28 protein-coding genes are annotated in these 25,837 nt (G+C 66.1%); 26 read left to right on the forward strand and 2 right to left on the reverse strand.

Going from position 1 to position 25,837, the window contains the following annotated elements:
* Positions 1 to 3: 3 nt before the first annotated feature.
* The gene (locus tag QGN32_RS04940) at positions 4 to 1,218 is read left to right on the forward strand and encodes an acyl-CoA dehydrogenase family protein (protein ID WP_326547529.1); all 1,215 of its coding nucleotides are present in this window, start codon (positions 4 to 6) and stop codon (positions 1,216 to 1,218) included.
* A 22-nt stretch (positions 1,219 to 1,240) separates the two neighbouring features.
* On the opposite strand, the gene QGN32_RS04945 is transcribed toward QGN32_RS04940, so the two are convergent.
* Positions 1,241 to 2,239 (reverse strand): MDR family oxidoreductase, encoded by a 999-nt coding sequence (locus QGN32_RS04945; protein ID WP_326547530.1) that lies wholly within the window; start codon positions 2,237 to 2,239, stop codon positions 1,241 to 1,243.
* 67 nt (positions 2,240 to 2,306) lie between these two features.
* Positions 2,307 to 3,284 (reverse strand): esterase family protein, encoded by a 978-nt coding sequence (locus QGN32_RS04950; RefSeq protein ID WP_326547531.1) that lies wholly within the window; start codon positions 3,282 to 3,284, stop codon positions 2,307 to 2,309.
* 308 nt (positions 3,285 to 3,592) lie between these two features.
* Between QGN32_RS04950 and QGN32_RS04955 the strand changes: the two genes are divergently transcribed.
* From QGN32_RS04955 to nuoK, 25 genes are all read left to right on the forward strand, one after another.
* Complete coding sequence (locus tag QGN32_RS04955) at positions 3,593 to 4,150, forward strand: TetR/AcrR family transcriptional regulator (protein WP_326547532.1); 558 nt, start codon at positions 3,593 to 3,595, stop codon at positions 4,148 to 4,150.
* Positions 4,151 to 4,275: 125 nt separating this feature from the next.
* Positions 4,276 to 5,439, forward strand: coding sequence for an acyl-CoA dehydrogenase family protein (locus QGN32_RS04960; protein WP_326547533.1), 1,164 nt, complete (start codon positions 4,276 to 4,278; stop codon positions 5,437 to 5,439).
* A 14-nt stretch (positions 5,440 to 5,453) separates the two neighbouring features.
* A complete protein-coding gene (locus QGN32_RS04965; protein WP_326547534.1) occupies positions 5,454 to 5,843 on the forward strand; it encodes a nitroreductase/quinone reductase family protein in 390 nt (129 codons plus the stop codon).
* 79 nt (positions 5,844 to 5,922) lie between these two features.
* Positions 5,923 to 7,017, forward strand: a complete 1,095-nt coding sequence (locus tag QGN32_RS04970; RefSeq protein ID WP_326547535.1) for a homogentisate 1,2-dioxygenase — start codon at positions 5,923 to 5,925, stop codon at positions 7,015 to 7,017.
* Positions 7,014 to 8,195, forward strand: coding sequence for an alpha/beta hydrolase (locus tag QGN32_RS04975; RefSeq protein ID WP_326547536.1), 1,182 nt, complete (start codon positions 7,014 to 7,016; stop codon positions 8,193 to 8,195). The genes QGN32_RS04970 and QGN32_RS04975 overlap by 4 nt, the downstream gene beginning before the upstream one ends.
* The gene (locus QGN32_RS04980) at positions 8,192 to 9,397 is read left to right on the forward strand and encodes a CaiB/BaiF CoA transferase family protein (protein ID WP_326547537.1); all 1,206 of its coding nucleotides are present in this window, start codon (positions 8,192 to 8,194) and stop codon (positions 9,395 to 9,397) included. The genes QGN32_RS04975 and QGN32_RS04980 overlap by 4 nt, the downstream gene beginning before the upstream one ends.
* Positions 9,398 to 9,402: 5 nt before the next feature.
* On the forward strand, positions 9,403 to 10,320 hold the full coding sequence (locus QGN32_RS04985) for a hydroxymethylglutaryl-CoA lyase (protein ID WP_326547538.1): 918 nt from the start codon (positions 9,403 to 9,405) through the stop codon (positions 10,318 to 10,320).
* Positions 10,321 to 10,324: 4 nt separating this feature from the next.
* On the forward strand, positions 10,325 to 10,936 hold the full coding sequence (locus tag QGN32_RS04990) for a TetR/AcrR family transcriptional regulator (protein ID WP_326547539.1): 612 nt from the start codon (positions 10,325 to 10,327) through the stop codon (positions 10,934 to 10,936).
* 94 nt (positions 10,937 to 11,030) lie between these two features.
* Positions 11,031 to 12,269 (forward strand): acyl-CoA dehydrogenase family protein, encoded by a 1,239-nt coding sequence (locus QGN32_RS04995; RefSeq protein ID WP_326547540.1) that lies wholly within the window; start codon positions 11,031 to 11,033, stop codon positions 12,267 to 12,269.
* Positions 12,266 to 13,237 (forward strand): phosphotransferase family protein, encoded by a 972-nt coding sequence (locus tag QGN32_RS05000; protein ID WP_326547541.1) that lies wholly within the window; start codon positions 12,266 to 12,268, stop codon positions 13,235 to 13,237. The genes QGN32_RS04995 and QGN32_RS05000 overlap by 4 nt, the downstream gene beginning before the upstream one ends.
* Positions 13,234 to 13,587, forward strand: coding sequence for a DUF6285 domain-containing protein (locus QGN32_RS05005; RefSeq protein ID WP_326547542.1), 354 nt, complete (start codon positions 13,234 to 13,236; stop codon positions 13,585 to 13,587). Before QGN32_RS05000 ends, QGN32_RS05005 begins: the two co-directional genes overlap by 4 nt.
* A 145-nt stretch (positions 13,588 to 13,732) precedes the next feature.
* Positions 13,733 to 14,128, forward strand: coding sequence for a nuclear transport factor 2 family protein (locus tag QGN32_RS05010; protein ID WP_326548937.1), 396 nt, complete (start codon positions 13,733 to 13,735; stop codon positions 14,126 to 14,128).
* A gap of 37 nt (positions 14,129 to 14,165) precedes the next feature.
* Complete coding sequence (locus QGN32_RS05015; protein ID WP_326547543.1) at positions 14,166 to 14,699, forward strand: YceI family protein; 534 nt, start codon at positions 14,166 to 14,168, stop codon at positions 14,697 to 14,699.
* Positions 14,700 to 14,714: 15 nt separating this feature from the next.
* Positions 14,715 to 15,116: an Rv3143 family two-component system response regulator gene (locus tag QGN32_RS05020; RefSeq protein ID WP_326547544.1), complete on the forward strand. Its 402-nt coding sequence runs from the start codon at positions 14,715 to 14,717 to the stop codon at positions 15,114 to 15,116.
* A 166-nt stretch (positions 15,117 to 15,282) separates the two neighbouring features.
* Positions 15,283 to 15,657: an NADH-quinone oxidoreductase subunit A gene (locus QGN32_RS05025; protein ID WP_326547545.1), complete on the forward strand. Its 375-nt coding sequence runs from the start codon at positions 15,283 to 15,285 to the stop codon at positions 15,655 to 15,657.
* Positions 15,648 to 16,202: a NuoB/complex I 20 kDa subunit family protein gene (locus tag QGN32_RS05030; RefSeq protein ID WP_326547546.1), complete on the forward strand. Its 555-nt coding sequence runs from the start codon at positions 15,648 to 15,650 to the stop codon at positions 16,200 to 16,202. The genes QGN32_RS05025 and QGN32_RS05030 overlap by 10 nt, the downstream gene beginning before the upstream one ends.
* 29 nt (positions 16,203 to 16,231) lie before the next feature.
* Positions 16,232 to 16,921, forward strand: a complete 690-nt coding sequence (locus QGN32_RS05035) for an NADH-quinone oxidoreductase subunit C (protein ID WP_326547547.1) — start codon at positions 16,232 to 16,234, stop codon at positions 16,919 to 16,921.
* Entirely contained in the window at positions 16,921 to 18,279 is a 1,359-nt protein-coding gene (gene nuoD, locus QGN32_RS05040) for an NADH dehydrogenase (quinone) subunit D (protein WP_326547548.1), read from the forward strand. The genes QGN32_RS05035 and nuoD overlap by 1 nt, the downstream gene beginning before the upstream one ends.
* A gap of 31 nt (positions 18,280 to 18,310) precedes the next feature.
* Complete coding sequence (gene nuoE / locus QGN32_RS05045) at positions 18,311 to 19,174, forward strand: NADH-quinone oxidoreductase subunit NuoE (RefSeq protein WP_326547549.1); 864 nt, start codon at positions 18,311 to 18,313, stop codon at positions 19,172 to 19,174.
* Complete coding sequence (gene nuoF, locus QGN32_RS05050; protein ID WP_326547550.1) at positions 19,171 to 20,487, forward strand: NADH-quinone oxidoreductase subunit NuoF; 1,317 nt, start codon at positions 19,171 to 19,173, stop codon at positions 20,485 to 20,487. Before nuoE ends, nuoF begins: the two co-directional genes overlap by 4 nt.
* Positions 20,488 to 20,590: 103 nt before the next feature.
* Positions 20,591 to 22,984, forward strand: a complete 2,394-nt coding sequence (locus QGN32_RS05055) for an NADH-quinone oxidoreductase subunit G (protein WP_326547551.1) — start codon at positions 20,591 to 20,593, stop codon at positions 22,982 to 22,984.
* Positions 22,981 to 24,225 (forward strand): NADH-quinone oxidoreductase subunit NuoH, encoded by a 1,245-nt coding sequence (gene nuoH / locus QGN32_RS05060; RefSeq protein WP_326547552.1) that lies wholly within the window; start codon positions 22,981 to 22,983, stop codon positions 24,223 to 24,225. The genes QGN32_RS05055 and nuoH overlap by 4 nt, the downstream gene beginning before the upstream one ends.
* Complete coding sequence (nuoI, locus tag QGN32_RS05065) at positions 24,218 to 24,742, forward strand: NADH-quinone oxidoreductase subunit NuoI (protein ID WP_326547553.1); 525 nt, start codon at positions 24,218 to 24,220, stop codon at positions 24,740 to 24,742. Before nuoH ends, nuoI begins: the two co-directional genes overlap by 8 nt.
* Positions 24,739 to 25,509: an NADH-quinone oxidoreductase subunit J gene (locus tag QGN32_RS05070; protein ID WP_326547554.1), complete on the forward strand. Its 771-nt coding sequence runs from the start codon at positions 24,739 to 24,741 to the stop codon at positions 25,507 to 25,509. The genes nuoI and QGN32_RS05070 overlap by 4 nt, the downstream gene beginning before the upstream one ends.
* Positions 25,506 to 25,805 (forward strand): NADH-quinone oxidoreductase subunit NuoK, encoded by a 300-nt coding sequence (gene nuoK, locus QGN32_RS05075; protein WP_326547555.1) that lies wholly within the window; start codon positions 25,506 to 25,508, stop codon positions 25,803 to 25,805. Before QGN32_RS05070 ends, nuoK begins: the two co-directional genes overlap by 4 nt.
* Positions 25,806 to 25,837 lie beyond the last annotated feature (32 nt).

The raw sequence follows: 25,837 nt of genomic DNA on the forward strand, positions 1-25,837 counted from the left end.
ACCATGGCAATCAATTTGGAACTGCCGCGCAAGCTCGAGGCGGTAATCGAGAAAGCCCACCAGGGGGCCGCGGAGATGCTGCGCCCGATATCGCGCAAGTGGGACCTGCGCGAGCACGAGTACCCGGTGGAGCTGGACACCCTGGCCACGCTCTTCGAGGGTATCCAGGGCGCGAAGACGGTCGCGTTCGCCGGTGCCGAGGCGTTCCGCGACGGCACCGAGACCAGAGACACCAACCACAACGGCGCGAATATGTCGGCCGTGCTCAACGTGATGGAGATCAGTTGGGGCGACGTGGCTTTGATGCTGTCGGTCCCGCGTCAAGGGCTGGGTAACGCGGCGATCTCGAGCGTGGCGACGCCCGAGCAGCTGGACCGGCTCGGCAAGGACGTGTGGGCGGCGATGGCGATCACCGAACCGGGCTTCGGCTCCGACTCGGCGGCGGTGTCGACGACGGCCAAGCTCGACGGCGACGAGTACGTGATCAACGGCGAGAAGATATTCGTCACGGCCGGATCCCGGGCTACCCACATCGTGGTGTGGGCGACGCTGGACAAGTCGCTCGGGCGCGCGGCGATCAAGTCGTTCATCGTGCCGCGCGAACACCCCGGGGTGACGGTCGAGCGGCTCGAGGACAAGCTCGGCATCAAGGCCTCCGACACCGCGGTCATCCGGTTCGACAACGCCCGGATTCCCAAGGACAACCTGCTGGGCAGCCCGGAGATTCAGGTGGAGAAGGGCTTTGCCGGGGTTATGGAGACCTTCGACAACACTCGGCCGGTCGTCGCGGCGATGGCCGTCGGCATTGCGCGCGCCGCGCTCGAGGAGGTGCGCAAGATCCTCACCGAGGCGGGCATCGAAATCTCCTACGACAAGCCCTCCCACGCCCAAAGCGCACCCGCTGCGGAGTTCCTGCGGATGGAATCCGATTGGGAGGCAGCGTATCTGCTGATGGTGCGCTCGGCGTGGCAGGCCGACAACGCCATTCCGAACTCGAAGGAAGCGTCGATGGGCAAGGCGAAGGCGGGCCGGGTGGCCAGCGACATCACGCTCAAGGCCGTCGAGCTCGCCGGCACCGTCGGATATTCGGAGGTCACCCTGCTGGAGAAGTGGGCCCGCGACAGCAAGATCCTCGACATCTTCGAGGGCACCCAGCAGATTCAGTTGCTGGTGGTGGCGCGCCGTCTCCTCGGCCTGTCGTCGGCCGAACTGAAGTAACGTTCCCTCGCGGCTGATGGGATCAGAAGCCGTCGTGCACGACCACGCGGGTACGGCCGATGACCGCGCCGCCAATGATCGTGCGCAAGGTTTGCGACGCCTCCAACACCGAAACGTCTGTGGTGATGTCGGCGAGATGCCTGGGTTTGAGCTCGCCGTCGATCTGCTTCCAGATCTCGCGGCGCGGCCCGATCGCGAGCTGGACGGAGTCGATCCCGGCCAGGGTGACGCCGCGCAGGATGAACGGCATCACCGTCGTCGGGAGGTTGGCGGATCGGGCCAGGCCCGAAATCGCCGCAACACCACCGTAATTCAACGTGCTCAAGGCATAGGCCAGGGTGTCGCCCCCGACACTGTCGAAAACAGCCGCCCACTTGGACTTGCCGAGCGGCCGGACCTTCTCCCCCTCTTCGGGTAGCCGCCCGATCACCTGGTTCGCGCCGAGGCCCATGAGATAGTCGTGCGCCTCGGCCTTGCCCGTCGAGGCGACAACCTCGTAGCCCAGACCGGCCAGCAGGTCGACGCCGATGCTGCCGACACCGCCCGTCGCACCGGTGACCAGCACTGGGCCGTCCGGTGGCCGCACGCCGTGTGCGCGAATCGCGTTGACGCTCATAGCCGCGGTGAAGCCGGCGGTGCCGACCGCGGCCGCCTCCGCCGTCGTCAAACCGCCGAGCTTGACCACGTAGTCGGCCGGATAGCGGGCGGTGTCGGCGTACCCGCCGTGCCTACCGGTGCCGATGTCGTAGCCGTGGGCGACGACCCGGTCACCGACGGCGAACTCCGGCGTCGACGACGCCGTGACAGTGCCGGCCACATCGATCCCTGGAATAAGCGGATAAGACCGCGCCACACCACCTTTGGCCGTCACTGCGAGAGCGTCCTTGTAGTTGACCCCCGAGTACTCGACGGAGATCGTGACGTCCCCGTCGGGCAGGAAGGTGTCGTCGACGACCTCGTGGCGGAGGGTGATCTCCCCTTCGGCGTCCTGATGTGCGACCAAGGCGTTGACTGCGCTCATGCCGCTCATTGTTCATCACACGCAAAGGTCCCCGGACGTGCATCGTCCGGGGACCTTGCGACTTGGGCTACGAGCCGAGGTGCGAGATCAGGTCAGGCTTCATCTCCTGAAGCTGCGCACCCCAGTACTCCCAGCTGTGCGTGCCGTACGGCGGGAAGTTGAACACTCCGTTGTTGCCGCCGGCGGCGATGTAGTTGTCCCGGAACGTGATGTTCGTGCGGATCGTCAGGCCCTCGAGGAACTCGGCGGGCATGTTCGCGCCACCCAGTTCGTTCGGCGTGCCGTTCCCGCAGTACACCCAAAGACGCGTCCCGTTGGCCACGATCTGCGGGATCTGCACCATCGGGTCGTTGCGCTTCCACGCGCTGTTCGGGTCTTCGGTCCTGCCCCACATGTCGTTGGCGTTGTATCCGCCCGCGTCGCCCATCGCCATGTTGATCAGGAACGGCCACTGGCCCTCGGATGGATTCAGGAACGCTGACAGCGACCCGGCGTAGATGAACTGGTCCGGGTGGTAGACCGACAGGATGATCGCCGAGTTACCGGCCATCGACAGGCCCACGGCGGCGTTGCCGGTGGTGGAAACGCCCCGGTTCGCGGCCAGCCACTGGGGCAGCTCACTGGTCAGGAAGGTTTCCCACTTATAGGTCTGGCAGCCGTTGTTGCCGCAGGCCGGCGCATACCAGTCGGAGTAGAAGCTGGACTGGCCGCCCACCGGCAGGATCAGCGACAGCGGGGTCTCGTAGAACCACTCGAACACCGGGGTCTCGAGGTCCCAGCCGTTGTAGTCGTCACGAGCGCGCAGGCCGTCGAGCAGGTACACCGCCTTGGAGCCGGTGCCCTTCTGGAACTGCACCTTGATGTCGCGGCCCATCGACGGCGACGGCACCATCAGGTACTCGACCGGCAGGCCGGGCCGGGAGAACGCCCCAGCGGTGGCTGACTGGCCGGTCAAGCTCACCAGGCCGGGTAGCAGGGCCGCCGCGATGGCTGCCACCGCGAAGCGCCGCGCCCATGGGCCACGAATCTTGTCAATCAAGCTCATACTGCAAGTCCATCCATCTTCCGGTTGCCGCTTACGAGGCTCTTCCGTTACGCGATCGAGCGATCGCCATCGACACCGCACCGACTTCGCTGCGCTGTCATGCCCGCTCGACCGAGTCTAGGGCCGTCGAACGGACCGAGAAAATTTCAGTTGTCGCGTGTGCAGTAAAACATGATCGTCAGCGCAGGAGAAACTCAGGGCGGCGCCGCGCGTCACGTCTTGAGCCGATGGAAAACTGACGGCGACGTCGACCACGCACGCATTACAGGTGTCGGCAGGGCCCGTCGAGCACCCGTAGGCTGCCCGTCATGGCAACGGCGCGCACGCCGCGATTGTCGGTCGAGAGCTGGATCCAGGCCGGCTACGCGATCCTCGCCGAGGAGGGCATCAAGGCGCTCAAGCTGGATTCCCTGTGCGCTCGCGTCGGGGCCACGAAAGGCAGCTTTTACTGGCACTTCACCGATATGGCCGGCTATCGGGCCGCGTTGATCCAGGCGTGGAGCGAGTCGCGCGACGTCGATCGCCGGCATTTCGCCACGCTGACCGATCTGCCGCCCCGGCAGCGGTTGTCGCAAATGATGTCGGCGCTCGTCGACCCGCGGCATTGGACGGTCGAACAAGCGATGCGGGAGTGGGCCCGAACTGATCCCACGGTGGCGGCGGGCGTGCGGGAGTCGGATGCAAAGGTGGTCGACGCCGTGCGACAGGCGTTCGTCGATCACGGGTTCGACGACGAGGAGGCCGACTTGCGTGCCAACGCCACGTTCGCGGCGGGTATCGGGTTTCTGCACCTGTCGGGTTCGAAGGCCAGCGCGAAGGTCGCCGCGCGCCGGGAACGCTTTCTCGACATCATGCTCGCCGGCTGACCCGCACGCTGATCGCCCGCGAGCGTGCAGGATTGCCCCTCCGGATCGGCGTGTCGGGGGGCAGACGCGGACCCTCGGCCGGAACCGTAGCCGACCATACAAAAAAGTATGGTAACGTCGGGCGCATGACGGCCATCTCGGCTCCGGCTCTGATCGACGCCGGATTCGTCGGTCGGCTCGCCGAGCGGGCGGCGGAGGCCGAGCGGTTGCGCCGGCTCCCGTCGGCGACGGTCGACGAAGTCACCGCGTCGGGACTCACCGACCTGCTGGTACCGGCGCGGTACGGCGGCAGGCAGGCGCCGCTGCCGGCGATCCTCGATCCGGTTCGCCGGATGGCGCACGGCTGCGCGTCGAGCGCGTGGACCATCGGCTTCTACGTCCTGCACAACTGGATGCTGGCGCTTTTCGATGAGCGGGCCCAGGAGGAGGCATTCGCGACCCGCCCGTTCCTGGCCCCCGCCCCGCTGGCGCCGACCGGTCGAGGGCTGCCCGTCGAGGGCGGGATCACGCTCACCGGCCGCTGGTCGTGGGCCACCGGCGTGATGCACGGCAACTGGATCATCGTCGGCGCGCTGTGCGGACCGGACGACGCGATCTACCCGGCGCTCGCGCTGCTGCCGATCGACGAGGCCGCGATCGACGACGTCTGGCACACCGACGGCATGCGTGCGACCGGCTCGAACGACGTCGTGATCAGCGACGCATTCGTCCCCGAACACCGGCTGGTGCGGGTCGCCGACATCTACACCGGCACCGCGCCCGGCGCCGCGCTGCACGACACGGATACCTATCGCTGGCCGATGGTGCCCGCGCTGGCCCTGCTGGCGGCCATGCCGGCGCTGGGCAGCGCCGAACGCGTTGCCGAAATCTATGCCGAACGCCTGTCGGAGCGCGTCCTGGCGTACGAGGGCGTCATGCAGAAGGACAAGCCGATCGCGCAGGCTCGCCTCGGGGAGGCCGAGGTCCGTCTGCGGGCGCTGCGCGGTCTGCTGGCCGATACCGTCGGCGAGATCGAAGGCATCGTCGCGGCGGGCGACCCCGTGCCGCGACCGGTGCGCGGCGCCGCCCGGATGGCGGCGGCCCAGATCGTGCACGAGTCGCGCCAAGTCATCGGACTGCTGCTCGAGGCGTCGGGCGCCAGCGTCCATTTCGTCGACAATCCGCTGCAGCGGATCAAGCGCGACGTGGACGTACTGGCCGGCCACGTCGTCTTCGACTACGACACCAGCCGCGAGCTCGCCGGTGCGCTTAGGTTGGGTATGAAGGTGTCAAGGACCGCGATGGTGTGACCGAAGGGGGAACCATGGCCGAGGACTTACGCGACCGAGTCACCAAGCTGTTTCAGAAGAACGTCGCGAACCGGTTGACCAAAGTCCTGCCGTTCCAGACGCTGCTGGAAACGACGGGACGGAAGTCGGGTCAGCCGCGCCGCACCCCGCTGGGCGGACGCCGCGTCGGGAACGAGTTCTGGTTCGTCTCCGAGTTCGGCGAGAACTCGCACTACGTGAAGAACATCCGCGCCAATCCCGCCGTGCGAGTGAGGCTGAACGGCAAGTGGCACAAGGGCGTTGCGCATCTGGTGCCCGACGACGACCCCCATGAACGGCTGCGTTCGCTCCCGCAGTTCAACAGCTTCGGCGTGCGGACCTTCGGCACGAACCTACTGACCATCAGAGTCGATCTCGAGGATTGACTCCGCCCCTAAGTAAAACTAAAGTTAGTTTTAGTTCTGGGCTCGTTTGGCCCCGCGGTAGCCGTCGATGGAGCGAACCATGGAATCGTTTGTTCACCTGCGCAAGGGCCGCACACCCAAACGGCTGCACGCCGACCTGGACGGATTGAAGGACGACGAACTCGGGCGCGGCGGGTTCGTGGGCCGCACCGCGAACATCTACCGCCGCCACGACCCCACGTCGTACCGGGCCTCGGGGCCGCTGCGCCCGGTCGACGTGATGACCAGCGAGCTCAAACCCGGCGATGCGACCGACGCCGCCGGCACGCCGCTGCTGCTGTTCAGCAACGCGGACTGCCGGATCTCGCTGAGCCGGCGCAGCGAGGAGATGCCGTTCTTCGTGCGGTACGTCGACGGGGATCTCCTGTCGTTCGTGCACCGGGGTGCGGGCCATTTTGAGACGGAGTTCGGCCCCCTGCGCTACCGCGAGGGCGACTGGGTCTACGTGCCGAAGGCGACGACGTGGCGGCAGCTACCCGACAGCGAGACCACGCTGCTGATGATCGAGGCCACCGACGAGTTCAGGGTCCCTCCCCCGGGCCCGCTCGGCAGGCATTTCCCGTTCGACCCGTCGCAGGTCACCGTGCCGGAACCGCAACCGATCGACGACGATGGTCGAGCCGAGTACGAAGTCCGGCTGGTCCATGACGGCGGGCCGACATCGCTGTTCTACCAACACAATCCGATGGATGTCGAAGGCTGGCGGGGTGACAACTTCCCGTTCACCTTCAATATCGCCGACTACAACGTCATCGCCAGCGAGAGTGTCCATCTGCCGCCGACCGTGCACCTGTTCATGCAGGCGACGGGCGTGGCGGTGATGAACTTCCTGCCCCGGCCCGCCGAAACCGTGCCCGGCACCGAGCGGCCACCGTGGTATCACCGCAACGTCGACTACGACGAGGTCTCGTTCTTCCACGGCGGCGACCTGTTCGGCATCCCGATGCCGCCGGGTCTGGTCAGCCATGCCCCGCAGGGCGTGCATCATGGCGCGCCCGAGAAGGCCCGCGAACGGGCGCGGCGCAAGTTCGACGAACAGGACCGCGTCGGTTGGTACGTCATCTCGATCGACACCACCAAACGGCTGACGCCGTCGGCCGAGGTATTGGCACACGACCTGGCGCAGCACTCATGACCACCGCAGTCAAACACGAATACGACCGAATCCCGTATCTGGTTGCCTACCAGAACAAGTCGGGGGTTCGGGATGTATACGGCGGCGTCGCGGAACTGGTCGTGCTGGAAAGCCACCTGCTACGACCGAAGGACAAGCCCTCGGATACCGTGCTGGTGTTCATGCACCCGATCGGCGGGGGTGCTTATCTGCCGATGATCAACGCGCTGGCGCGCGCGGGTCATCACGTCATCTACTGCAACAGCCGCTTTCGCGGCACCGACTCCGCGCTGCTGATGGAGAAGGTCGTCGAGGATCTCGGCGAGTGCATCAAGGACGCCAAGAACCGGTTGGGCTACTCGAAGGTGGTGCTGGCCGGCTGGAGCGGCGGCGGTTCGCTGTCGGTCTTTTACCAGCAGCAGGCGCAGCACCCGACGGTCACCGCCAGCCCCTCGGGCGACGGCCCCGACCTGACCAAGCTCGGCCTGATTCCCGCCGACGGGCTGATGCTGCTGGCCGCCCACATCAGCCGCCACGGCACCATGACCGAGTGGCTCGACGCGTCGATCCTCGACGAGTCGGACCCGACCAAGCGCAATCCGGAACTGGATCTCTACAACCCGGACAACCCCAATCAGCCGCCCTATACCCAAGAGTTCCTCGACCGCTATCGGCAGGCTCAGATCGACCGCAACCGCCGAATCACCAAGTGGGTCAAGGAGAAACTCGCGAAGCTTGCCGCTGACGGCCGGCCCGATGACGAGTTCGCCTTCGTCGTGCACGGCACGATGGCCGACCCGCGATGGCTGGATCCCGCCGTCGACCCGAACGAGCGTGCCCCGGGCACCTGCTATCTCGGTGATCCTGCGGTGGTGAACAACAGCCCCGTCGGGCTGGCCCGGTTCTGCACCCTGCGCAGCTGGCTGTCGCAATGGAGCTACGACGACGCCAACGGCGACGCGGTGCAGTGCGGACCGGACATCGCGGTGCCGACGCTGGTGATCGGCAACCTCGCCGACGACGCCTGCACACCGAGTCATACCCACAGGCTCTTCGGGGCGATCGGGCATGATGACAAGGAGATGCACGAGATTCCGGGCGCGAACCACTACTACGCGGGCGCCGACCAGCGCGACAAGCTGCGCGAGGCGGTCGATGTCGTCACCGACTGGCTGCACAGGCACGGCTTCTCGCTATGAGCGTGACCGGTCCGCTGGACGGCATCCGCGTCATCGAGGTCGGCACGCTGATCTCCGGGCCGTTCGCCGGACGCCTGCTCGGCGACATGGGCGCCGAGGTGATCAAGATCGAGCCGCCCGGCGCGCCCGACCCGTTACGTACCTGGGGGCAGGCCGAACTCGACGGCCATCACTTCTTCTGGACTGTGCACGCCCGCAACAAGAAAGCGGTGACGCTGAACCTGCGCACCGAGGCGGGGCGGGCACTGTTTCTCGAGCTCGTCGAGCGCTCCGACATCATCGTGGAGAACTTCCGACCGGGCACGATGGAAAAGTGGAACCTCGGCTATAGCGTTCTACGCGAACGCAACCGCGGCATCATCCTGGTTCGCGTCTCCGGGTACGGGCAGACCGGTCCCGAGGCCCACAAGGCCGGCTACGCCTCGGTTGCCGAGGCGGCCAGCGGCCTGCGGCACATGAACGGCTTTCCCGGGGGTCCGCCGCCGCGGCTGGCACTGTCGCTGGGCGACAGCCTGGCGGGCATGTTCGCCGCGCAAGGCGCGTTGGCGGCGCTGTACCGCCGCTCGGTCACCGGGGACGGTCAGGTCGTCGACGCGGCGCTGACCGAATCCTGTTTGGCGGTGCAGGAATCCACCATTCCCGACTACGACGTCGGCGGCGTGGTGCGCGGCCCGTCGGGCACCCGGCTGGAGGGCATCGCGCCGTCGAACATCTACCGCAGCGCCGACGGCAGTTGGGTGGTGATCGCTGCCAACCAGGACACCGTGTTCCGGCGACTGTGCGAGGCGATGGGCCGACCCGAACTCGCCACCGACGACCGGTTCGCCAATCATGTGGCCCGCGGCCGCAACCAGGACGAGCTGGACAAGATCATCGCTGACTGGGCCGCCGAGCGCCAGCCCGCCGACATCATCGAAACCCTCAGCGCGGCGGGAGTGATCGCCGGGCCCATCAACACCGTTGCCGAGGTCGTCGAGGATCCCCAGTTGCGTGCCCGCGGAATGCTGGTCGAGCATCACGACCAACGAATCGGTCGGCCGGTATTGGGTCCCGGCGTCGTGCCGGTGCTCTCGGAGACCCCCGGCACGGTGCGCTACGCCGGACCGGCCACACCCGGCCAGCACAACGACGAGATCTACCGCGGCCTACTCGGTAAGAGCGCCACCGAACTCGAGGCGCTGAATGCGGAGGGAGTGCTGTGAGTGCTGTGAGCGAATTACCGGAACACGTACGCATCCGCGATGTCTCGCTGCGCGACGGGCTGCAGATCGAGGAGCCGATCCCGTTGTCGGCCAAGCTCGAACTGCTCGCCGCCGTCGCCGCCACCGGGGTGCAGGAGATGGAGGCGACGGCGTTCGTGTCGCCCTCGAAGGTGCCCGCACTGGCCGACGCCGCCGAACTGGCCGCGCACCTGCAGGAGTTTCGCGACTCACGCGGCATCGAGTTCTCGGCGCTGGTGGCCAGCCCGAACGGCGCCAAACGCGCGATTGCGGCGGGGTTGTCGTCGATCGAGTACGTGGTCTCGGCCGCCGACGGGCACAGCCGCGCGAACGTGGGCCGCACCTCCGCCGAGGCGACGGCGCTGATCGGCGAGATCGTCGCGATCGCGCATGACAGCGGCGCGACCGTCGAGGTGATCGTCGCGACCGCATGGGATTGCCCGTTCGACGGTCCGACGCCGCATCAGCGGGTGGTCGACGTGATCACCGCGGCACTGGAGGGCGATGTCGACCGGCTGGCGATCGCCGACACCATCGGCACCACCACCCCGCGGCGGGTGACGCAAACCGTTGCGGCGCTGCGGCCGCTGATCGGCGAGATCCCTTTGGGTGCGCACTTCCACAACACCCGGGGCGCCGGACTGGCCAGCGCCTATGCGGCGGTCGGTGCGGGCGTCGCCCGGCTGGACGCGTCGGTGGGCGGCCTCGGCGGCTGCCCATTCGCGCCAGGTGCGAGCGGCAACATTGCCACCGAGGACTTGGTTTACCTGTTGCGTGACAGCGGGATTGGTGTCGACGTCGACCTCAGTGCTGCGATCGAGGCGGCCGGTGTGGCGCAACGCCTGGTCGCACACGACCTCCCGAGTTCGCTGTTGCGCGCCGGCGACCGGATTCTCGGCGAGTAGCCGCGTGCCCGCCGAGACGCTCAGCGCCAAGGGCCGCCAGACCCGCGAGGCGATCGAGCAGGCTGCCCGGAAGCTGTTCGCCGAGCGTGGTTTTCACGGTACGACGCTGGGCGACATCACGTCCGCGGCAGGCAAGTCGCCTGCCGCGTTCTATCGCTATTTCGCCGACAAGGAAGACCTGTTGGCGGTGCTGGCGGAGTCCTTCCTGCACGAGGTGGTGGCGCCCTCCGGGGTGAACCTCGACCTGCCCAGCTCACCGGATGACGAAGCGTTCTTCCGCACGGCGGTCACCGGTTACTGGAACATGTTCAAGCAGAACATCGGCATCATGATCGCGGTTGCGCAGTTGGCCGCGACACAGCCACGGTTTGCCGCTGTCCAGAACGAGTTCCGGCGGTTCGGTATGGATATCGTCGCCTCATCCGTACACCGTGCGCGGGAACAGGGCTACGGTGTCGAACTGAACCCCGAGCACACCGCCGCGGCCATCGCGCTGTTGTTCGAGAACTTCACCACGGTCTTCGTCGGAAGCTCCGGTCTCGGCGTCGAACTCACCGACGAGGATGCGATCGCGACACTGTCGCGGATCTGGAAGAAGACGCTGTATGGCTTTTAGTCCACAGCCGCCGAGCGCACGGTTGTTGTACGCAAACCCCGAGTGCGACCGCGAACAACCGTGCGCTCGGCGACAAGTTTGAAAGGAAGTCACCGTGGATTTCACCCTTCCCGACCATCTGCCCGGACTGCTCGCCGAGATGGACGCGTTCATCGAAGCCGAGATCAAACCGCTGGAACGCGAGAACATCCAGTACTTCGACAAGCGCCGTGAACATGCCCGCACCGATTGGGACAACGACGGTGTGCCGCGCCGGGAATGGGAGGACCTACTCGACGAGATGCGTAGGCGCGCGGACGCGGCGGGATGGCTGCGCTACGGGTTGCCGTCGCGGTTCGGCGGGCGAGACGGCAGCAACATCGACATGGCGGTCATCCGCGAGCATCTCGCGCATAAGGGCCTCGGACTGCACAACGACCTGCAGAACGAGTCGTCGATCGTCGGCAACTTCCCCCAGGTCATCATGATGGACCGGTTCGGCACCGAGACGCAGAAGGCCGAGTGGACCGACGCACTGATCACCGGAAAGCGGTCGATGGCGTTCGGCCTGACCGAACCTAACCACGGATCCGACGCCACCTGGATGGAGACCACCGCGGTACGCGACGGTGACGAATGGGTCATCAACGGCGCCAAGCGATTCAACACCGGTGTGCACCGCGCCACTCATGACCTGGTGTTCGCCCGGACCTCCGGTGACCCCGGACAGGCACGCGGCATCACCGCGTTCCTGGTGCCCACGGAAGCTCCCGGGTTCACGGTGCCGTACTACTGGTGGTCGTTCAACATGCCGACCGACCACGGCGAGGTCGAACTCAAGGACGTCCGGGTGCCCGCCGGCGCGGTCCTGGGCGAGGTGGACCGCGGCCTCGAGGTGGGCCAGACATTCCTGCACGAGAACAGGATCCGCCAGGCCGCCAGCAGCCTCGGCGCCGCGCAGTACTGCATCGACCGCGCCGTGCAGTACGCAAGAGACCGCAAGGTCTTCGGCAAGCCGCTGGCGGTGAACCAAGCGGTGCAGTGGCCACTGGTCGAGTTGCAGACCGAGGCCCAGATGGTGCGGCTGCTGGTGTACTACGCGGCCACGGAGTTGGACCGCAACCACCATATGGAGGTCTCGGACAAGGTGTCGATGGCCAACTACCGCGCCAATCGGTTGGTGTGTGAGGCCGCCGACCGCGCGATGCAGGTGTTCGGCGGCGTCGGCTACAGCAGGCATGAACCGTTCGAACACATCTACCGGCATCACCGCCGCTACCGGATCACCGAGGGGGCCGAGGAGATCCAGATCCGGCGCGTGGCGCAGCGCCTGTTCGGGTTCGGCAAGCGTTGAGCCGGGAACTTGCCGAGGCTCTCACCGGGGTGCTGGGCCCGGTGCTCGGCGAGGGCGTCGGCGTCGAGAACCTGCACGCCCTGACCGGCGGTGCCAGCCGCACGACGTGGGCGTTCGAAGCGGTGGCGAAGTCCCGCAGGGCGCTGATCCTGCGCACCGGGCTGCCGGATGACGTCCACGCCAGCATGGAGTTGGAAGCCGCCGTTCAGCAGCGGGCCGCCGCCGCCGGAGCACCGGTGCCGCACATCTTGACCGCCGACAACTCCCCTGTGGCGCTGGGCAATCCGTACCTGATCTGCGATGCCATCGGTGGTGAGACGATCGTGCGCAGGATCTACCGCGCCCTGGACGACACCAAGCGGGAACGCTTGCTGAACCAATGCGCCCGCGCGCTGGCCGCGATCCACCGCGCCGACTATCAGGGGATCGGCGTCGCGCCGTCAGACCAGCTCTCCGAGTGGCGTGAGCGGCTCGACGAGATGGGCGATACCACAGCGACATTCGAATGGGCGTTTCGCTGGGTGGCCGAGCACCGACCCTCCCCCACCCCGCAGGTTTTGGTGCACGGTGACTTTCGGATGGGCAACCTGATCGTCGACGACGAGGGTCTGGCCGCGGTACTGGACTGGGAACTGGTACATGTCGGTGAGGTCTACGAGGACCTGGCCTGGTTCTGCATCCGCGCGTGGCGCTTCGGCGCCCCCGAACATCAAGGCGCCGGCGGATTGGGCAGCGTCGAGACCTTCCTGAGCGCCTACGAATCGGCGGCGGGCATGACGCTGGACCGCGACGCGTTCCGCTGGTGGCTGACCGTCGCCACCTTGCGGTGGGGCGTCATCTGCCGGTATCAGGCCGAACGTCATTTGTCGGGACTGACGGAGTCGGTCGAGCTCGCCGCGATCGGGCGGCGGGTCAGCGAAACCGAATGGGACGTACTGGATCTGTTGGAAGGTGGAGGTCCGCGATGAGTTGGCTCTACGGCCGCCCGACCGCGGCGGAACTCGTCGCCGCGGTCGCCGCATTCCTGGAGAACGACGTACGAAACGCCACCGGGCCCGACAGTCCGCTCGCCGATGCCGCGCAGGTCAACTTTCACGCCCGTGTCGCGGCCAACGTGCTGCGCATCGTCGAGCGCGAGCTGCTCGATTCCACCGCCGGTGAGGTCAGCGACGCGCTCGAGACTCTCGGTTTCACCGATGAACCGACGCTGGCGGCCGCGATCCGCGCGGGCGAGCTGGACGGCCGCGTCGCCGATGTGTTACCGGTGTTGCGCACACTGGTGCGGCACCGTCTCGACATCGCCCACCCCGGTTACTAGCGACTTGTGGAGTGGCAGCGGCGGTGAGCGCCGGTGCGGCTCCACAAATCGTGCGGCTTGTCGGCGTCGTCGAATCGCGAGAGAGTAGGTGCCGCGTCCCTGCCGCCAGTGTTCAACCTCAACGAATGTTGAGGTGAAGGAGGACATCGTGACCATTGCCGACGACACCGTCGCCGACGTGGCGGACCGACTGTTCCAGGCGATCGAGTCCGGGGACCACGACGCGATTGACCGGCTGTGGAACGACGACATCGTGGTCTGGAAGGTCGCCGACCGCGAGCGTGACAAGGATCGCGCGCTGCGAGTTCTCTACTGGTTCATCGATACCACCACAGAGCGCCGATACGAGATCCTCGATCGCCAACTGTTCGACGGAGGGTTCGTCCAACAGCACATCCTGCACGCGACCGGACACAACGGCGGGGTGATCGCAATGCGCGTCGGCATCGTGATCAAGCTCGCAGCCAACGGGCTGATCAGCCGGATCGACGAGTACTTCGATCCAGCGGAGATCGCGCCGCTGCTCGAGCCGGCCCAATGACCCGTCGGCGAGCCGACCGAGAAACCGAGGAGACGACATGGCAAGTCTGAGCGAGCTTCTCAGCGATCAGGCATCGGCCGGCACATGGACCCTCGACCCCGGCCCATCCACCATCGCGGTGATAGCGAAGTCGATGTGGGGCCTCGTGCCCGTCAAGGGCCGGTTCGCCGAGTTCAGCGGCGACGGCCAACTGACCGCGCCGCAAACGATTTCCGGCAGCGTCGCCATCAAGTCCGCATCCCTGCGCACCGGTATCCGCAAACGAGACAAACACCTGCATTCCGCCGATTTCTTTGCGGCCGAGAAGTTCCCGGAAATCGGGGTGCTCGTTTCCGGAGTCGACGCGGTCGACGGTGACACCATCGATCTTCGTGCCGAGCTGACCATCAAGGGCACCACGAAACCGCTGACGCTGCGGACCAAGGTGACACCGGTCGGTGACGGCGGAATGCGCCTCGTCACGAAGGCGACCGTCAACCGACAGGACTTCGGCGTCGACGGCAACCTGGTGGGCATGGTCGGGGACAACGCGACGATCTCCGGCGACTTGGTGTTCCGGCACACCGGGTAGCCGTACGATCACCGCATGGTCGAGTCATCGCGCCCGTTGCGGGTCCTCGTCTACAGCGACAACCCCAGGACCCGGGAAGAGGTGCAGCTCGCGCTCGGCAAGCGGGTGCATCCGGAGTTGCCCGAACTGAGCTACCTGGAGGTGGCGACCGGTCCCATGGTCATCCGGCAGATGGACCAGGGCGGGTTCGATCTGGTGATCCTCGACGGCGAGGCCGCGCCGACCGGCGGCATGGGAATCGCCAAACAACTCAAGGACGAGATCGCCGACTGCCCGCCGATCCTGGTGCTCACCGGCCGGCCGGACGACGCGTGGCTGGCCCGCTGGTCGCGTGCGGAAGCCGCGGTTCCTCACCCGATCGACCCGATCCGACTCGGGGACGCCGTAGCGTCGCTGCTGCGCACGCCGGTGCGATAGCCAGAAAAGACATAATCACCTGGCGCGCTTGGCTTTTGAAGGCACGACGACATAGCCACGCGTTGCCAATAGCGATACTAACCAAAAGGTGTGGGGTGTATCCAAAAGCCCGCTAGGGTGTGGGTAAGCTCACACGTAACAGCCCACGAGGGAGCGTTTGCTCGGTATGGATTTGTACACGCCAATCCTGGTGCTTGGCGCTATTGCGGCTGCCTTCGCAGTCGGCTCGGTCGGCATTGCTCTGCTGGTCGGTCCGCGGCGCTACAACCGCTCGAAGCTCGAGGCCTACGAGTGCGGCATCGAGCCGCTGCCGCCAGACGATCCGTCGCGCCAAGGGATCGGTCAACGGTTCCCGATCAAGTACTACCTGACCGCGATGTTGTTCATCATTTTCGACATCGAGATCGTGTTCCTGTACCCGTGGGCCGTGGCGTTCGACAGCCTCGGGCTGTTTGCGCTGATAGAGATGCTGCTGTTCATGGCGACGGTGTTCGTCGCCTACGCCTACGTATGGCGGCGGGGAGGCCTGACATGGGACTAGAGGAAAAGCTACCCGCCGGGATTCTGCTGTCCACCGTCGAGACGGTGGCCGGCTACATCCGGAAGGGTTCGTTGTGGCCCGCGACCTTCGGCCTAGCCTGCTGCGCGATCGAGATGATGGCCACAGCGGGCCCGCGGTTCGACATCTCCCGGTTCGGAATGGAGCGGTTCTCCGCCACTCCGCGGCAGGCCGATCTGATGATCGTGGCAGGTCGGGTCAGCCAGAAGATGGCTCCGGTGCTGCGGCAGATCTACGACCAGATGGTCGAGCCCAAGTGGGTGCTGGCGATGGGAGTGTGCGCATCGTCCGGCGGGATGTTCAATAACTACGCCATCGTGCAGGGCGTCGACCATGTCGTACCGGTCGACATCTACCTGCCGGGTTGTCCGCCGCGGCCTGAAATGTTGCTGCACGCGATCCTCAAGCTGCACGACAAGATTCAGCAGATGCCGCTCGGCGTCAACCGCGAGGAAGCGATTCGCGAAGCAGAGCAGGCGGCACTGGCAGTTCCTCCGACCATCGAGCTCAAAGGCCTGCTGCGGTGACGAGCCACTCGGGCGAAGAACAGACAAAGATGAGCGGGAACGACAGCGACACCTCGGCCGAGGCACCCGAGATCATCGGCGTGCGCCGCGGCATGTTCGGCGTCGAGGGCGTTGGCGACACGTCGGGCTACGGCCGCCTCATCCAGCCGATCGAGCTTCCGGGCGGCTCACCGCGCCCGTACGGCGGCTATTTCGACGACGTCGTCGACAAGCTGCAGGCCGCGCTGGGCGATGACGGCTACGCGCAGTCGATCGAGCGGGTGGTGGTATACCGCGATCAACTGACGCTGGAGGTGTTCCGCGGGCAGCTACCCGCGGTCGCGCAGGCGTTACGCGACGATCCGGGGCTGCGCTTCGAGCTGTGCCTCGGCGTCAGCGGGGTGCACTACCCGGATGAAACCGGACGCGAGCTGCACGCCTTCTATCCGCTGATGTCGATCACCCACAACCGGCGGATTCACCTGGAGGTGGCGACGCCGGACGACGATCCGCACATTCCGTCGCTGTTCGGCGTGTACCCGACCGTCGACTGGCACGAACGCGAGACCTATGACTTCTTCGGGATCATCTTCGACGGCCACCCCTCACTGACCCGCATCGAGATGCCCGACGACTGGGTCGGGCACCCGCAACGGAAGGACTACCCGTTGGGCGGCATTCCGGTGGAGTATCACGGTGCCGAGATCCCACCGCCCGATCAGCGGAGGGCCTACAACTGATGAGCGCATCCCCCACCCCGCCCGAGCAGGGCGGCGCTTCCCCCTCGGGCGCATCCGGCGACGGACCTGTCGTCGTTGTCGGCGGCCAGGATTGGGACCAGGTCGTGCGGGCCGCCAGGGAGGCGGCGGCGACGCACGCGGGCGAACGGATCGTCGTCAACATGGGGCCGCAGCACCCCTCCACGCACGGCGTGCTGCGGCTGATCCTCGAAATCGAAGGCGAGACGGTCATTTCGGCCCGCTGCGGGATCGGGTATCTGCACACCGGGATCGAGAAGAACCTGGAGTTCCGCAACTGGACTCAAGGGGTCACCTTCGTGACCCGGATGGACTACCTCTCACCCTTTTTCAACGAAACGGCATACTGCCTGGCCGTCGAAAAGCTCCTCGGGGTCACCGACGACATCCCGGAGCGGGCCAGCGTCATCCGAGTGATGATGATGGAACTCAACCGGATCTCCTCGCATCTGGTCGCGTTGGCCACCGGCGGCATGGAACTCGGCGCGATGAGCGCGATGTTCTACGGCTTCCGGGAGCGCGAGTTGGTGCTGAACGTCTTCGAAGCCGTCAGCGGCCTGCGGATGAACCACGCGTACGTCCGTCCCGGCGGGGTGGCCATGGACCTTCCCGACGACGCCGTCCCTCAGATTCGCGATCTGCTCGAGTTGCTGCCGAAACGGATCAAAGACCTCGAAGACCTGCTCAACGAGAACTACATCTGGAAGGCTCGCACGCAGGGCATCGGCTACTTGGATCTGACCGGGTGCATGGCGCTTGGCATCACCGGGCCGTGCCTGCGCTCCACCGGCCTGCCTCACGATCTGCGAAAGGCCCAACCCTATTGCGGTTATGAGACTTACGACTTCGACGTCATCACCGACGAGGGTTGCGACTCCTACGGCCGCTATATGATCAGGGTCAAAGAGATGCACGAGTCGCTGAAGATCGTCGAGCAGTGTCTGGACAAGCTCAAGCCGGGCCCGGTGGTGTTGCAGGACAAGAAGTTGGCGTGGCCGGCCGATCTGAAAGTCGGCTCCGACGGCCTCGGTAACTCACCCGAACACATCGCGAACATCATGGGACATTCGATGGAGGGGCTGATCCACCACTTCAAGCTGGTGACCGAAGGCATCCGGGTCCCGCCGGGCCAGGTGTACTCCGCGGTCGAGTCGCCCCGCGGGGAGCTTGGGGTCCACATGGTGTCCGACGGCGGCACCCGCCCCTATCGGGTGCACTACCGCGATCCGTCGTTCAACAACCTGCAGGCTGTAGCGGCGATGTGCGAGGGCGGCATGGTCGCCGATCTGATCACCGCGGTGGCATCGATCGATCCGGTGATGGGCGGGGTGGACCGGTGATGAGCGTTTGCGCGAAGAGGCGAGGGGCCCGATGAGCATTTTCCTCGAGCTTGGTCAGCGACCCGAAGAACCCGGCCCACCGATCAGCGGGCGTGCATCGTATCCGGATGACGTCACGGCACGGTTGGCGGCCGACGCCGAGAAGATCATCGCGCGCTATCCGCAACCACGCTCAGCGCTGTTGCCGTTGCTGCATCTGGTGCAGGCCGAAGACGGCTGCCTCACCACGGCGGGTATCGCGTTCTGCGCCAAGCGGTTAGGGCTAACGGACGCCGAAGTCACCGCGGTGGCCACGTTCTACACGATGTACCGGCGCACCCCGACGGGTGACTATCTGGTCGGCGTATGCACCAACACGTTGTGCGCGATCATGGGCGGTGACGCGATCCTGGATGCACTCCAGGACCATCTCGGCGTTCACGCAGGCCAGACGACCGAAGACGGTCGCGTCACGCTGGAACACATCGAGTGCAACGCGGCATGCGATTACGCACCGGTAGTGATGGTCAACTGGGAGTTCTTCGACAACCAGACCACGTCTTCGGCACGCGACCTGGTCGACGGGTTACGCGCAGGAAATCCGCCGGAGCCAACGCGCGGCGCACCGCTGTGCACGTTCCGCGAGACGGCGCGCACGCTGGCAGGCCTGCCCGATTCGCGATCCGGCGGCGACCGGACCGGTGACGCCACCCTCGCGGGCCTGCGGGTGGCGCGCGAACACGGCATGACGGCTCCGGCCCCGGACACCGCAGCGGTATCCGGCGACGCACCGGACGACCAGAAGGCAGCCGCAGAAGCGACTCAGGATGCTCCGGCGCCGGGGCCGTCGGCGACGGTCCCGCCCAAGCCGAACACGACTGAGACAACCCCAGACGCAACGGATTCGCAAGAATGACCGCACTGACACCCGTACTCAGCAAGTTCTGGGACGAACCGGAGCCGTGGTCCCTGGACACCTATCGACGGCACGGCGGTTACCGCGCACTCGAGAAGGCGTTGGCCATGTCGCCCGACGACGTCATCACGCTCGTGAAGGATTCCGGCCTGCGGGGCCGCGGCGGTGCGGGCTTCCCGACCGGCACGAAGTGGTCGTTCATTCCGCAGGACGACACCGGCGCGGGCGCAAAGCCGCACTACCTCGTGGTCAATGCCGACGAGTCGGAACCCGGTACCTGTAAAGACATTCCGTTGATGCTGACGACGCCGCACTTCCTGATAGAAGGCGCGATCATCGCTTCGTACGCCATTCGGGCGCACCACGCGTTCATCTATCTGCGCGGTGAAGTGGCTCCGGTACTGCGGCGACTCAATACCGCGGTGGCCGAGGCGTATCAGGCCGGCTTCCTCGGTGAGGATGTTGCGGGCTCCGGATTCGATTTGCAGCTGATCGTGCATGCCGGCGCCGGCGCCTACATCTGCGGTGAGGAGACGGCGCTGCTGGACTCGTTGGAGGGCCGACGCGGCCAGCCCCGGCTGCGCCCGCCGTTTCCGGCGGTCGCCGGACTGTACGCCTGTCCGACAGTGGTCAACAATGTGGAATCCATCGCCAGCGTGCCACCGATCGTGCTCAACGGGGTGGACTGGTTCCGGTCGATGGGCACGGAGAAATCTCCTGGCTTCACGCTGTATTCGCTGTCCGGCCATGTCACCAATCCCGGGCAGTACGAAGCGCCGCTCGGCATCACGCTGCGTGAACTCCTCGAGTACGCCGGCGGCGTCCGCGCCGGCCACAAGCTGAAGTTCTGGACGCCGGGCGGTTCGTCGACGCCGCTGTTGACCGATGAGCACCTCGACGTACCACTGGATTACGAGGGCATGGCCGGCGCCGGCACCATGCTCGGCACCAAGGCCCTGCAGATCTTCGACGAGACCACCTGCGTGGTGCGGGCGGTTCGCCGGTGGAGCGAGTTCTACGCGCACGAGTCGTGCGGCAAGTGCACACCCTGCCGCGAGGGAACCTATTGGCTCATCCAGATCTATGAGCGCCTCGAGACAGGCGCCGGGACGCCGGACGACATCCAAAAGCTTCTCGACATTTCCGACAACATCCTCGGAAGAGCATTCTGCGCATTGGGCGACGGCGCGACAGCCCCGGTCATGTCCTCGATCCAGTATTTCCGCGACGAGTACATCGCCCATCTCGACGGAGGCTGCCCGTTCGACCCGCACGCCTCGACGTTGATGGCCACCGAAGGCGTGGGGATGTGATGAAACTGCACACCATGAGTCGTCGAACGTGCGCTCAACGCGAAAATCGCTGCGAATTTTCGCAGTGGCTGCACGTTCGCAGAGCCCTGGGGGTGGGAGCGCGATGACGCAGACGGCTGACACCGGTGCCGATGCGACGCCGGTCGAAATGGTGAATCTCACCATCGACGGCGTGGAGATCAGTGTTCCGAAGGGCACTTTGGTGATTCGGGCCGCGGAGTTGATCGGTGTGGAGATTCCGCGGTTCTGCGACCACCCGCTTCTGGACCCCGTGGGTGCGTGCAGACAATGCCTCGTCGACATCGAAGGGCAGCGTAAGCCGATGGCGTCGTGCACCATCACATGCACGCCCGACATGGTGGTGCGCACCCAGTTCACGTCCGAGGTCGCCGACAAGGCTCAGCAGGGCATCATGGAGTTTCTGCTGATCAACCACCCGCTGGACTGCCCGGTGTGCGACAAGGGCGGTGAATGTCCGCTGCAGAACCAGGCGATGTCCGCCGGCCGCCCGGAAACGCGTTTCGAGGACGTGAAGCGGACCTTCCCCAAGCCGATCAACGTCTCCTCGCAGGTGCTGTTGGATCGCGAGCGTTGCGTGATGTGCGCGCGCTGCACCCGGTTCTCCGAACAGATCGCCGGCGACCCCTTCATCGATCTGCTGGAACGCGGTGCGCTGCAACAGGTCGGCATCGCGCCGGGCGAGCCGTTCCAGTCGTACTTCTCCGGCAACACCGTGCAGATCTGCCCGGTCGGTGCGCTCACCAGCGCGGCCTACCGGTTCCGTGCGCGGCCGTTCGACCTGGTGTCCAGTCCCAGCGTGTGCGAACACTGCGCGTCGGGATGCGCGCAGCGCGCCGACCATCGCCGCGGAAAGGTCATGCGCCGCTTGGCCGGTGACGACCCACAGGTCAACGAGGAATGGAACTGCGACAAGGGCCGGTTTGCGTTCACCTACACCACGCAGGGTGATCGCATCACCACGCCGCTCATCCGCGACGAAGGCGGCGAGTTGCGGCCCGCGTCGTGGTCCGAGGCGCTCGCGGTGGCCGGTAACGGGCTGGCGGGGGCCAGCGGCAGCGCCGGCGTGCTGGTCGGCGGGCGGATGACCGTCGAGGATGCGTATGCCTACGCCAAGTTCGCGCGAATTGTGCTCAACACCAACGACATCGATCTGCGGGCCCGGGCGCTCAGTTCCGAGGAGGCGGATTTCCTCGCAGCTCACGTAGCCGGCCAGCCGATGACGGTGACCTACACCGATCTGGAGAACGCGCCTGCGGTCCTGTTGGCGGGGTTCGAACCCGAAGAGGAATCGCCGATCGTGTTCTTGCGGCTGCGCAAGGCGGTGCGCAAGAAGGCGCTGCAGGTGATCTCCGTTGCACCGTTCGCGACCCGGAGCCTGACCAAGCTACGTGGCCGGCTGGTCGCAGCGACGCCCGGCGACGAGGCCGCTGCGCTCGACGGTCTTGCCGACGACCCGCAGTTGCAGCTGCCGGGCGCGATCATCCTGGTCGGCGAGCGACTGGCCACCTCACCCGGGGCGCTCTCGGCGGCAAGCAGATTGGCGGCGGCGACCGGCGCCCGGTTGGCGTGGGTGCCACGGCGCGCAGGCGAACGTGGCGCGGTGGAGGCCGGTGCGTTGCCGAACCTGCTGCCCGGTGGCCGACCGGTCGAAGACAGCGCAGCCCGTGAGCAGACCGCGGCGGCTTGGCATGTCGGTGAGCTGCCCACCGCTCCGGGTCGTGACACCACCGCGATCCTGGAGGCGGCGCGCAGCGGTGAACTGGGCGCCCTGCTCATCGGTGGCGTGGAGGTCGCTGACCTGCCCGACCCCGACGCGGCGCTGGCCGCCATCCAGACTGTGCCTTTCGTGGTCAGCCTGGAGCTCCGGGAGAGCGCGGTCACCGCGGTCGCCGACGTGGTCTTCCCCATCGCACCGGTGGTGGAGAAGGCTGGTTCATTCTTGAACTGGGAAGGGCGGCTTCGCCCGTTCGAGCCGTCGCTGAAGACGAACGCCATCCCGGATCTGCGGGTGCTGAACTTCTTGGCCGACGAGATCGGTGTCGCGCTGAACCTGCCGAATCCGTCCGCGGCGGGCGACGAATTGTCGCGCCTGGGCTGGTGGGGCGGTCGACGACCCGAGCCGCCGGATGTCCCGCCGTCAAAGCCGACTCCCCCGGCCGAGGGCCAGGCCGTGCTCACCGGTTGGCGCCTGCTGCTCGACCAGGGTCGCCTACAGGACGGTGAGCCACACCTGGGGGGCACCGCTCGCGCACCGGTCGCCCGACTCTCTGCCGCAACGGCCGCCGAAATCGGTGCCGCCGACGGGGATCTGGTCACCGCGAGGACACCGCGCGGAACGATCACGCTGCCGTTGACCATCACTGAGATGGCCGACCGCGTGCTCTGGCTGCCGCTGAACTCCCCCGGTTCAACGGTGCATCCGAGCTTGGGCGTTTCCATCGGCGACGTCGTGTCGATTGGGCGGGCCGAGCCGTGATCCATCCCGATCCGACGCTGTTCGGGCACGATCCGTGGTGGCTGATCGCAGGCAAGGCGGTCGCGATCTTCGGGTTCCTGATGCTGTCGGTCCTCGCGGCCATCCTGATCGAACGCAAACTGCTGGGACGCATGCAGATGCGGTTCGGCCCCAACCGCGTCGGGCCCAGAGGACTTCTGCAGTCACTGGTGGACGGCGTCAAGCTCGCACTGAAGGAGGGCCTGGTCCCCGCCGGGGTCGACAAGTTCGTCTACCTGGCGGCGCCCGTGATCTCGGCGGTGCCCGCCTTCATCGCGTTCGCGGTCATCCCGATGGGCGGCGAGGTGTCCGTCTTCGGCCACCGCACAGCGTTACAGCTGACCGACATGCCCGTCGCCGTGCTCTACATCCTCGCGGCGACTTCGATCGGCGTGTACGGGATCGTGTTGGCGGGCTGGTCATCCGGATCGACGTACCCGCTTCTCGGCGGCATTCGCTCCAGCGCACAGGTCATCTCGTATGAGATCGCGATGGCGTTATCGTTCGTGGCGGTGTTCATCTACGCCGGATCGATGTCGACGTCCGGCATCGTCGCCGCCCAGGACGGCACCTGGTTCATCTTCCTGCTGTTGCCCTCGTTCCTGGTCTACGTCATTTCGATGGTCGGCGAAACCAACCGCGCGCCTTTCGATCTGCCCGAAGCCGAGGGCGAGCTCGTCGGCGGCTTCCACACCGAGTACTCGTCGATCAAGTTCGCGATGTTCATGCTCGCCGAGTACGTCAACATGACCACGGTGTCCGCTCTGGCGACCACGATGTTCCTCGGCGGCTGGCACGCCCCGTGGCCGATCAACATGTGGGACGGCGCCAACACCGGTTGGTGGCCGCTGCTGTGGTTCGTCGCCAAGGTATGGGCGTTCATGTTCCTGTTCTTCTGGCTGCGCGCCACCCTGCCGCGCATGCGCTACGACCAGTTCATGGCGTTGGGCTGGAAGATGCTGATCCCGTTCTCGCTGGCGTGGATCATGATCGTCGCCACCGCGCGTGCCGTGCGTAACGAGGGCTTCAGCCAAGTGACGACGACGTTGGCGTCGCTCGGCACCATCGTGGCGCTGCTGATCGTCGCCGGCCTTTGGCGCACAGCACGCCGGCGGAAGGTTCGCACGATTCCGGAGCAGAAGCTGGACCACGGCATCTTCCCCACCCCGCCCCTGCCGATCACCAAGGAGCCGACCGCAACTAAGGAGCGAGCCGATGCCTAAGTTCCTCGAGGCGATAAAGGGTTTCGGGGTCACCTTCGGGACCATGTTCAAGAAACCCATTACCGAGGAGTATCCGGAGAAGCCGGGCCCTGTCGCGCCGCGCTATCACGGCAGACACCAACTCAACCGTTACCCCGACGGACTGGAGAAGTGCATCGGTTGCGAACTGTGTGCATGGGCATGTCCGGCCGACGCCATCTACGTCGAGGGCGACGACAACACCGAGGAGGAAAGGTACTCGCCCGGCGAGCGCTATGGCCGCGTCTACCAGATCAACTACCTGCGATGCATCGGCTGCGGCTACTGCGTGGAGGCCTGCCCCACCCGCGCGCTGACGATGACCAACAACTACGAGATGGCCGATGACAACCGCGCCGACCTGATCTTCGGTAAGGACAAGCTGCTGGCCCCGCTCGAGCCGGGGATGCTGTTACCGCCGCACCCCATGGCCGAGGGCAGCACCGATGAGGACTACTACCTCGGAAACATCAAACCCGTGACCGAGGACATCCGATGACGCTCGAGTGGGTCGCCGCGATGGCCGCCGATACCGCAGGCCACACGACGACCACCGAAGCGGTGCTGTTCTGGGTGCTCGGAACGGTCGCGTTGATCGGCGCCTTGGGCGTGGTGATCGCGCCCAAGGCGGTGTACTCCGCGATGTTTCTGGCCTTGACCATGATCGTGCTGGCGGTGTTCTACATCGCGCAGGGGGCCCTGTTCCTCGGCGTCGTGCAAGTCGTGGTCTACACCGGCGCGGTGATGATGCTGTTCCTGTTCGTCATGATGCTCATCGGCGTCGATTCCGCGGAATCCCTGGTGGAAACCATTCGCGGACAACGTGTCGCCACGATGGTGTTCGCGTTGGGGTTCGGCATCCTGATGATCGCCGGAATCGGAAACGTCTCAGCGGGCGGGTTCGCCGGGCTGGGGTCGGCCAATGCCGGCGGCAACGTCGAGGGGTTGGCGGCGCTGATCTTCATCCGCTACCTGTGGGCGTTCGAGTTGACGAGCGCACTGCTGATCACCGCCGCCCTCGGCGCCATGGTGCTGGCGCACCGCGAACGCTTCGCGCGTCGTAAGAGCCAGCGCGAACTCGCCGAAGAGCGGTTCAAGCCAGGCGGCTATCCGACGACGTTGCCCAATCCCGGTGTCTACGCCCGCTATAACGCAGTCGATGTCGCAGCGCGCCTGCCCGACGGCTCCGATTCCGAGCTGTCCGTCAGCCCCATTCTGCAGAAGCGATCCGTCACCTCGATCGACGGCGGGAACGGTCGCACATGAACCCGGACAACTACCTGTACCTGTCGGCGCTGTTGTTCACCATCGGCGCCAGCGGAGTACTGCTGCGCAGCAATGCCATCGTCATGTTCATGTCCGTCGAGTTGATGCTCAACGCCGCCAACCTGGCTCTGGTCGCGTTCTCGCGTATGCACGGCCAACTGGACGGCCAGGTGGTGGCGTTCTTCACGATGGTCGTCGCCGCATGCGAGGTCGTGGTTGGCCTGGCGATCATCATGACCATCTTCCGCACGCGTCGCTCGGCTTCGGTCGACGACGCCAATCTGCTGAGACACTGATGAGCGCTCGCGCGAAGAAGAGACAACCCAGG

Origin of the sequence: Mycolicibacterium sp. ND9-15 (genome assembly GCF_035918395.1) — a bacterium.
Lineage (GTDB): Bacteria > Actinomycetota > Actinomycetes > Mycobacteriales > Mycobacteriaceae > Mycobacterium.